A 7849-nucleotide genomic window follows, 5' to 3' on the forward strand; every position below is an offset into this window, starting at 1 on the left:
GCAAGAAAAGCCCTGCTGAATTCTGCTAAGTATCCTAAATATTAGCAATAGAAAGGTCCGAGGTAACCGCTGAAATCATATCTTGTCTCTTGAAGTATTAATAAAGAGGAGAGTGGGACAGCAAAATCAAATTCTTCGAATGACTGATTTTCTGTCCCATTCTCCTTTGTCTAGTTTATAGGCGTCGCCAGATCTTCAACTAGTTTGCCCAGCTCAGTAATATTTGACCGGCCTATTGTTTGGAGCCAGTCGGCAGCCTTATCGCTTCCGGCTTCTTTATAGATTTTTGCAGCACCTGCCCATGTTGCACGCCCGCAGAGAACACCATTAAAAGTCGATCCACTCTCTTTGGCAAAGCGAAGAGTATCGCGAAACATCTGAGCACTAACTCCGGCACTTAAGAAAATAAAAGGAAGATTAGTCGCCTCAGCTTGTTGTCTATAAAATGCTGCTGCCTCTTTTCTGCTGTAAACTGCATCAGCTCCAAAGCCCTCAACAAAATTCATATCCACTGGTACTTCGACCTTTAGAACAGCTACATTGAAGCGCGGATCGGCATAGGCTTTCATAGCTTCAATCACTTTATGAGGCTTAATTTTAGCGTATTCCCTCTTATCAGAAATATTGGCATCATAGCTGACAATTTCAAGAAAAAGCGGCAGCCCTTCTGCAGCACATTCCGAACCGACACGTTCAACAAAAGCCTTTTTCTGATCATTAATAGATGCAGCTTCATCAATATCTACGTAAACTAAAAGCTTGATGGCATCGGCTCCTTTTTCTTTAAGCCGCTTAACGCTCTCATTGTCAATCAAATCAGGCAAGCGCCCCGGTGTTTCTGCATCATAACCAGTCTTTTCATAGGCCATAAGAAGTCCGCACTTACTGTCTCTCTTAGTAGCAGCAGGCAAGCCAAACTCAGGATCAAGCAAGATAGAGCTAGCATAAGGTGTCAGATTTTCTGATACTAAGATTTTAAAATTTTCTAATTCCTTTTGAGAGGTGTCCTTACCGAGCATCCGGCGAAGAGCTCCCCGTTGGTCAATAGCTAGAGCTGAAATGACACCGCTTGGAGTTGTTAACTTTTCTAAATGGTTCATCATTCTTCTCCTCTTACTGTAATAAAAATTTTCCCATCAATTTTATGTTCACGATAATCTGCAAAGATTGTCGGAAAGCTTTCCAAACTGACTTCTGCTGCAATTAAAGGATCAATCGCAATAGCTCCCTTTTGAAAGAGCTCTACAGCCTCAGTCCACTCTTTACCGGGCCACGGTGCCGAATAGTTCATCCACGAACCATATGCCGTTAATTCTTTCCGATTAATTAATTCAAAAGTTTGAAAATCAATAGTCAGATCCTTATGCGGCGTTCCGATATAAAGAATAGTTCCTTTTTTCGCGGCTAATTTATTGACAATGTAGTAACTTTGATTAGCTCCGGACGTTTCAACAACAAAGTCAAACTGATTATAAGCTGCTGCCAGTTCTTCCTTATTTCGAGTGTTGACAGCTGCTTTAGCACCGAGCTGCTGTGATAAAGCCAATTTATCATCACTAATGTCAAAGGCCGTCACATCATAGCCGTAACTGACCAGAACTTGAAGGGCTAAAAGTCCGATACTGCCCATCCCAATGAGAGCTGCTTTTTTAACAGCTAAATCTTTAAGGCCAGCGACTTTGAAACCATGGAGACTGACGGTTAACGGTTCTATAAAAGCTGCCGTACGAAGGTCAATATTCTCCGGAATATGAACAAGGTTTTCTTCAGGAATAATGACATATTCTTGAAGACCGCCGTTTTCACGAGAGCCAATAAAACCATACTGTTCACTCAGTGAATAATTGCCCTTTTTGCTTTGTTCATCCTCAAAATCCGGTTTCAAAGGAATGATAGCTACTTTGTCACCTGAATTATAGTTATCAGAATTGCTTGCTTCAACAATACCTGAAAATTCATGGGTCAAAATAATGGGATAAAACTTTGCCTGATTTTCAAAGAAACGAACGTAGTCTGAGCCGCAAATACCCGCATAGGCAACTCTTATTAAGACGTCTCCATCGTTTTTAAGGACTGGTTTATCAAGGTCTTGTATTTCAAGCTTATTGTTTTCTACTAGGACTGCTGCCTTCATCATCAATCATCTTCTTTCAATTCATAATATATATTTTACTGACCCTCTCTGGCCTTTTGTAATTTTTTAAAGCGGGCCCAGGTCATATACAGTCCAATTGCATAAATCACTGCAATAACCGCAAGTCCCAAAGCATTTGTCATATGAAAAAGCTGCGTAAAGATATAGGTAATCGGTGATCCACCTTGGTCAAGCGCAGCAACTTTACCGCTGGTATCAGATAAAGTACCTGTCGTTTGTGCCAGCTTAGTTGTCAGGCCGACAGATTGATTGGCAATCCAAACCGTAATATACATAATAACGGAACCTGAAATTAAGGTTCTAAACAAATTACCATTATGCACTGCAACTCCCATGGCAATAAAGAAGCCGATAGTCGCCAGATCACCAAACGGTAAAACTTGATTGCCCGGTACAATAAGAGCGATGACAATACTGAGTGGGATAAAAATCAAACCTGCAGAGACAACGGTTGGGTCGCCAAGTAAGATTGCCGGATCCAAACCGATAAGAAATTCACTGCCCTTGAAGCGTTTCGAAAGTCTTTCTTTAACCACTTCTGAAATAGGCATCAAACCTTCCATAATTGGCTTGATAACCTTAGGCATCAAGGAAATAACGGCAGCAACTTTAATAGCTAACTGAAGAATTGCCTTAACATCGTAACCAGCTAAAATCCCAATAATAATACCTAAGAAGAAGGCGACAATAACAGGCTGACCAAAGATTCCCAGACGCTTTTCGATTTTGTCGCTGTCAATAGTAATCTTATTTAGACCTGGAATCTTACTGATTAAAGCGTCCACCATAACCGCAAAGGGAGCCATATAAGCTGATGTTCCGTGAGGAACCGCAATACCTTCCAGCCCAAAATACTCCTCAGTATCGTAGCGGAACCAATCACCAAACTTATAAGCAAGAACAGCATGGACAATGACACCAAGAATCCCTATCCAGTAGTTGCCAGTTGCTGCATAGGCTATTGCTCCGGTGAAAGTCATATGCCATACATTCCAAATATCAACATTAACCACACGGGTCATTTTCAAAAGCAGCATGACAATATTAACTAAAATAGCAATGGGAATAGCAATCAAGGCAATTTTGCTGGCCCAAGTAATCGGTGACATGCCTGGCCAGCCGACATCAACGACCTTGAGATTTAAGCCAAAATTTTCAGCCATTGCTTTTGCGGCAGGACCGATGCTGGCCTGCATAAAATCAACAATGATACCAATGCCGACAAAACCTATCCCAATGGAAATGGCGGAATAGAAAGCTTTCCCGACCTTAATGCCAAAACAAACGGCAATGATAAAAATAACCAGCGGCAGCATTACAGATGCCCCTAAATCAATAATGTATTGTAAAAATGCCATGAGTTGAACCTCTTTCTTTTAAAACGCTTACATTTTATTGTAAATAGCCTAAAATATCTTCTTCCAGCTTTTCTTCATTAATGCCAGAAATAAAGCCCATAACCGTTAAAACCGGGATATCCCCATAAGTTTTTTTGACCCGCATGGTGGTGCAAATTAAATCCGTACCTGACAAATGCGATTCAATCTCACTGATGCGGCACTGCACCAAATCAAGATCAATACCATTCTTGTCACAGAGTTCCTTAATTCTGTTTGCTGCCACTGTTGAGGTTGCGACCGCTCCGCCGCAGGCTACAATAACTTTTTTCATGATTCTTCTCCTTTATTTAAGATACAAAGGGCGTTAAGAAAGCGAGAAGAAAATAGGAGCCTAACGCCATGCACTTTAACGCATAAGGCAGGCTATCTTTTTCTCGACGCTTTTAGCCCGTGTTCAATTATCATTGTTTTTTGACAAATTGCTGCAGGGTTTTAACAATGTTGGTTTTGTCTGTTTCAGTTAAAAGATAGTTAAGCAGCTCTTCACTCTGAAACAATTTCATCAGTTTGGTCAAAAAGATGACCTGATTTTTAGGATTTTTGACCACAATATTGAAAATCAGCCGCGTGGCAACTTCCTCGTCAGGATCGACCATGTGCTGAAAGGTTACTTCATTTTTTAAGCGTATAAAGACCACCCCTTCTTTCTCAGCATATTTTGTTTCCGTGTGCGGCATAGCAATATGGATACCCGCATGCGTCATTAAACCCGTTGCAAATTCTTTTTCTCTGTTCAAAATAGAAGCAAGATAACCTTCCTTAACATAGCCTAGTCGCCTTAATTGATTGAAACTAAAGGTCAGCACTTCTGTACTTGTTCTTAATTCCTCATCCAGAAAGATAAGATCTTCTGTAAACATATACTACTACCTCCTTAACTCCAGCAGTCTTTCCCTTTCATAAATCAGATTATGGATTTCCTGTGCTGTTTGACAGGAATCCATCTTCTCTCTGAAATCCTTATCCTTTAAAAGATTAAAAAGGTTGAAGATTGCTCTGAGATGCTTACGTCTGTCTGTAATAGACAGCATACAGACATACTTGACCGGCATAGTAGCAATATCCTGAGGATTGTCATGTTCTTCATCATCAAAGTAAATCATATTTTTAAGTCTTATCAAACTCATTGAAGTTTTCCTGTTATAATCTCCAAATGGCGCATGAGGAAAAGCAAAGCCTTGAGAGATGACCACATAAGGACCGTTCTCTTTGATATTGCTAATCACCACTTTTAGATAATCTTCAGTAATGTCTCCTTTTGCTATTAATTTTTCACCAACCTTGTAAATGGAATCCTGCCAATCATTCGCTTCAACCTCCAGCTCAATACGGTCAGATGTTAAAAATTCATAAAGCGCTGTGTCAGCCTCGGTTTCCGTGTGGCTGATATGTGTAAAAATTTTAGTTTTGATCCGTCTTTTTAACTCTTGTTTATCTTTAAAAGCATTATCAACTTCTTCAGCCACCATTTGATAGATTCTTAAAGCTGTTTCTTTATCAAAGCTAAGCTGACTGAGTTCTCTGGCCTGCACAATACGGTTAATATGATTGGCAATCAAAAGATAATCCTCATCAGAAATATAGGAAGAAATTTGAATATAGGCCTTGTTAGGAACCGATGTTGTTGTTAGGATAAGATCATAGTCTCCTCGGATAGTGTCATCAATAGAATAAATGTCCAAACTAAATGAAAACTGACTTAAAAGTTTGCTTTCAATAAAGAAGGCCTCTGTTGCCTTTTGCTCGGTAAGAACAGCAACTCTTAAATTACTGCCAAGCCGTTTTTTACGTTCAATAGCTGCATAGACATAGATGATAATATAATCAACTTCAGCCGGGGAAGCTTTACGTCCAACATTTTTTTCAATGATATAAAGATTATCCAAAATGACCTGTTTGATTCTGGGATTGCTTTTAACAACATCACTGATGTCTAAGGAAGCATCATCAAGTATTTCCCTACGCATCATTCGCAGCAGGTGGGCTGAAAAATTTTCATAAAAAATATAGTCGTCTTTAAAATCAATCTGTGAATCCTTGGATATTTTTTCAATAAAGGCCATAGCAATCACTTGAATTCTGAGGGTTTCCTTATTGATTTCTGCATCAAGTACTTGATGATGCGTTCCTTCTAAAATCTGATTGAAAATAAAAGCAATATCTCTCCCATCCAAATAAGGGTAGCCATACTCTAAGATAAGATTTTGAAAAGCCTCAAGAAGATTAGCCGGACAAGGAAAGTCTGCTGTCAGAGTAAATCCTTTATAATGACGGTAACTGCAAATCATGGCATAGGTTAACAGACTGTTAAGATTTTTTTCGGACAGTTTCAGCCGTTCACGGCTGGCTGCCACAATCTTTTGTAAGAGAGGAAGATCTATCTGCTGTTGATAGCCTTCTTCAAAAATGACAGACTCTAAAGCTGCTAAATTATTTTGACTGATAACACTGTAGATAAACGAACGGCTGTCTTCCTCCTTGGCTTCCGCTTTGTATCCTTTATTGGCCTTTGAAATAATTTCTAAATGATGGTTAGAGGCTAACTTTCGCATAGACTTGACATCATTGACTATCGTCGAGCGGCTGGCAAGCAGCTTTTCAGACAGCTGGCTCAGCGTCACATAGCCATGACTGCCTAACAAAATCAGTAAACAAATCAAACTTCTTTCATTGCTGCTGAATTTATAGGCATAAACATCAAATTTATTCATATCATCGCAGATAAGTTTTTTGCTGACGTCAAGATGCAGCTTTATTTGTTTATTTTTAACAGTGATTTTCCCGAATGCTAAATGCTGCAGGTAGTCATTCAGAGCTGCAATATCGTTTCTGATGGTTCGCTCTGAAACGTCATGGATTTCTGATAACTCTTTCAGCGAACTGTGATTTTTATCAATGAGAAAGTGTAAAATTTCCTTGCTTCTTTGATTCATCCTGTAAGCGCCTCCTTTCTTTATATTCTATTGTAGAACGCCTCCCGCAAAAACAAAATAGCAAAGTCTTTCATCTCTTGGGAAATTTTTTGTATCAAACAATTTTTTGCAGGAACTTCTGTAATCGTGAACATTTTTGTTCGAATCGGTCAGTATTGTCACTGTAATCTTAGTGATAAGCAACCGCCACAATCTTTCTGTCTCTTCTTTTCTGGAAAATCGTGGTACAATACTCTTATGACAAAACTTGCTATTATGAGCGATCTCCATATTGACCTCAATCATTTTGGGGCCTTTGAAATAAAAACCCTTAAGCAATTGCTGCAGACACAGCAGATTGACCATCTTCACCTGGCGGGGGATATTTCCAATCATTTTTACAGCCACACCCTTCCTTTTATTGATGACTTGCAGAAGGATTTGACGGTCACCTACAATCTGGGCAATCATGACATGCTGGACTTAGATGAACATCATATTCAGGCCTTTGATTTTCAGACACATCAAGTGGGCGAGGCTTCCTTGCTGGCTCTTCACGCTTGGTATGATTATTCCTTTTCCAGCCAAGACCCTGCTAAAATTGAGCGTCTGAAAAAAACGTTTTGGTTTGATCGGCGCCTGCAGCGATTGAAAGATGACCCTGCCATTGCCAAAGAATCCTTGGCAAAACTGAATCAAACCTTAACTTCTTTAGAAGATCAAAAACTGATTGTTGCCATGCACTTTGTTCCTCATCAGCAGTTTATTATGACGCATCCGCGGTTTGCACCTTTCAATGCCTTTTTGGGCAGCCAGAAATTCCACGACCTTTTTGTCCGGCACAATATCAAAGACGTTGCCTTTGGCCACGCTCACAGAAGTTTCAGCGATGTCGCCCTTGACGGTGTCACTTATCACTCCAGGCCTCTTGGCTATATCCGAGAATGGGATTTGACCATTGATTTTGTCAATCAGCACCCCGAATATAATCCTAGCGGCAGCTGGAATCTCAGTAAACGCTACAATGCAGTCAAGCACCTGGCAGCTTTTCAGGACTATAAAAACAAACATTTGGCAACAGAATTTCTTAACTCCATGACCATCTTTGACCTTTGAAGCCGCTGCCAGCTAAATTCTTAATCAAACACGGAAACAGCCATCAAAAAGGACTGACAAATTATTTTTGTCAGTCCTTTTTGATACTTCTTGCTGGAGAACTCCTGCACATGAGCAATTCTAACAGGCTTGAAAAACCGGCTCTATAATTTCTGTAGTGGGTAAAACCACTCTGGAGATTATAGGGCTTTTTGACTACCAAAAAAGTCCCATAAGACTTATAATGAAAAGCGCTAACCATCTCATTAGAAAGTATCTTATGGAAC

7 protein-coding genes are annotated in these 7849 nt (G+C 39.9%); 1 reads left to right on the plus strand and 6 read right to left on the minus strand.

Going from position 1 to position 7849, the window contains the following annotated elements; all coding sequences use genetic code 11:
* Positions 1-170: 170 nt before the first annotated feature.
* The 6 genes from BMI76_RS08015 to BMI76_RS08040 form a co-directional block, all read right to left on the minus strand.
* Positions 171-1103 carry a tagatose 1,6-diphosphate aldolase gene (locus BMI76_RS08015; RefSeq protein ID WP_075347054.1) on the minus strand — a complete coding sequence of 311 codons (933 nt, stop codon included), beginning with the start codon at positions 1101-1103 and terminating at the stop codon, positions 171-173.
* Positions 1100-2137 (minus strand): galactitol-1-phosphate 5-dehydrogenase, encoded by a 1038-nt coding sequence (locus tag BMI76_RS08020; RefSeq protein WP_075347055.1) that lies wholly within the window; start codon positions 2135-2137, stop codon positions 1100-1102. Before BMI76_RS08020 ends, BMI76_RS08015 begins: the two co-directional genes overlap by 4 nt.
* 32 nt (positions 2138-2169) lie before the next feature.
* On the minus strand, positions 2170-3513 hold the full coding sequence (locus BMI76_RS08025) for a PTS galactitol transporter subunit IIC (RefSeq protein ID WP_075347056.1): 1344 nt from the start codon (positions 3511-3513) through the stop codon (positions 2170-2172).
* A 34-nt stretch (positions 3514-3547) separates the two neighbouring features.
* Complete coding sequence (gene gatB / locus BMI76_RS08030) at positions 3548-3829, minus strand: PTS galactitol transporter subunit IIB (RefSeq protein WP_075347057.1); 282 nt, start codon at positions 3827-3829, stop codon at positions 3548-3550.
* Positions 3830-3956: 127 nt separating this feature from the next.
* Positions 3957-4415 carry a PTS sugar transporter subunit IIA gene (locus tag BMI76_RS08035; protein WP_075347058.1) on the minus strand — a complete coding sequence of 153 codons (459 nt, stop codon included), beginning with the start codon at positions 4413-4415 and terminating at the stop codon, positions 3957-3959.
* A gap of 6 nt (positions 4416-4421) precedes the next feature.
* On the minus strand, positions 4422-6488 hold the full coding sequence (locus BMI76_RS08040; RefSeq protein ID WP_075347059.1) for a BglG family transcription antiterminator: 2067 nt from the start codon (positions 6486-6488) through the stop codon (positions 4422-4424).
* A 237-nt stretch (positions 6489-6725) separates the two neighbouring features.
* Here BMI76_RS08040 and BMI76_RS08045 point away from each other — a divergent pair, with 237 nt between their 5' ends.
* Positions 6726-7583: a metallophosphoesterase gene (locus BMI76_RS08045; protein ID WP_075347060.1), complete on the plus strand. Its 858-nt coding sequence runs from the start codon at positions 6726-6728 to the stop codon at positions 7581-7583.
* Positions 7584-7849 lie beyond the last annotated feature (266 nt).

This window comes from Streptococcus sp. 'caviae' (genome assembly GCF_001937065.1).
Classification (GTDB): domain Bacteria; phylum Bacillota; class Bacilli; order Lactobacillales; family Streptococcaceae; genus Streptococcus.

What these genes read in the sequence shown, in the direction of transcription:
- BMI76_RS08040 (WP_075347059.1), bottom strand. Translation starts at nt 6,488, where the DNA reads ATGAATCAAAGAAGCAAGGAAATTTTACACTTTCTCATTGATAAAAAT.
- BMI76_RS08045 (WP_075347060.1), top strand. Translation starts at nt 6,726, where the DNA reads ATGACAAAACTTGCTATTATGAGCGATCTCCATATTGACCTCAATCAT.
- BMI76_RS08020 (WP_075347055.1), bottom strand. Translation starts at nt 2,137, where the DNA reads ATGATGAAGGCAGCAGTCCTAGTAGAAAACAATAAGCTTGAAATACAA.
- BMI76_RS08035 (WP_075347058.1), bottom strand. Translation starts at nt 4,415, where the DNA reads ATGTTTACAGAAGATCTTATCTTTCTGGATGAGGAATTAAGAACAAGT.
- BMI76_RS08025 (WP_075347056.1), bottom strand. Translation starts at nt 3,513, where the DNA reads ATGGCATTTTTACAATACATTATTGATTTAGGGGCATCTGTAATGCTG.
- BMI76_RS08015 (WP_075347054.1), bottom strand. Translation starts at nt 1,103, where the DNA reads ATGATGAACCATTTAGAAAAGTTAACAACTCCAAGCGGTGTCATTTCA.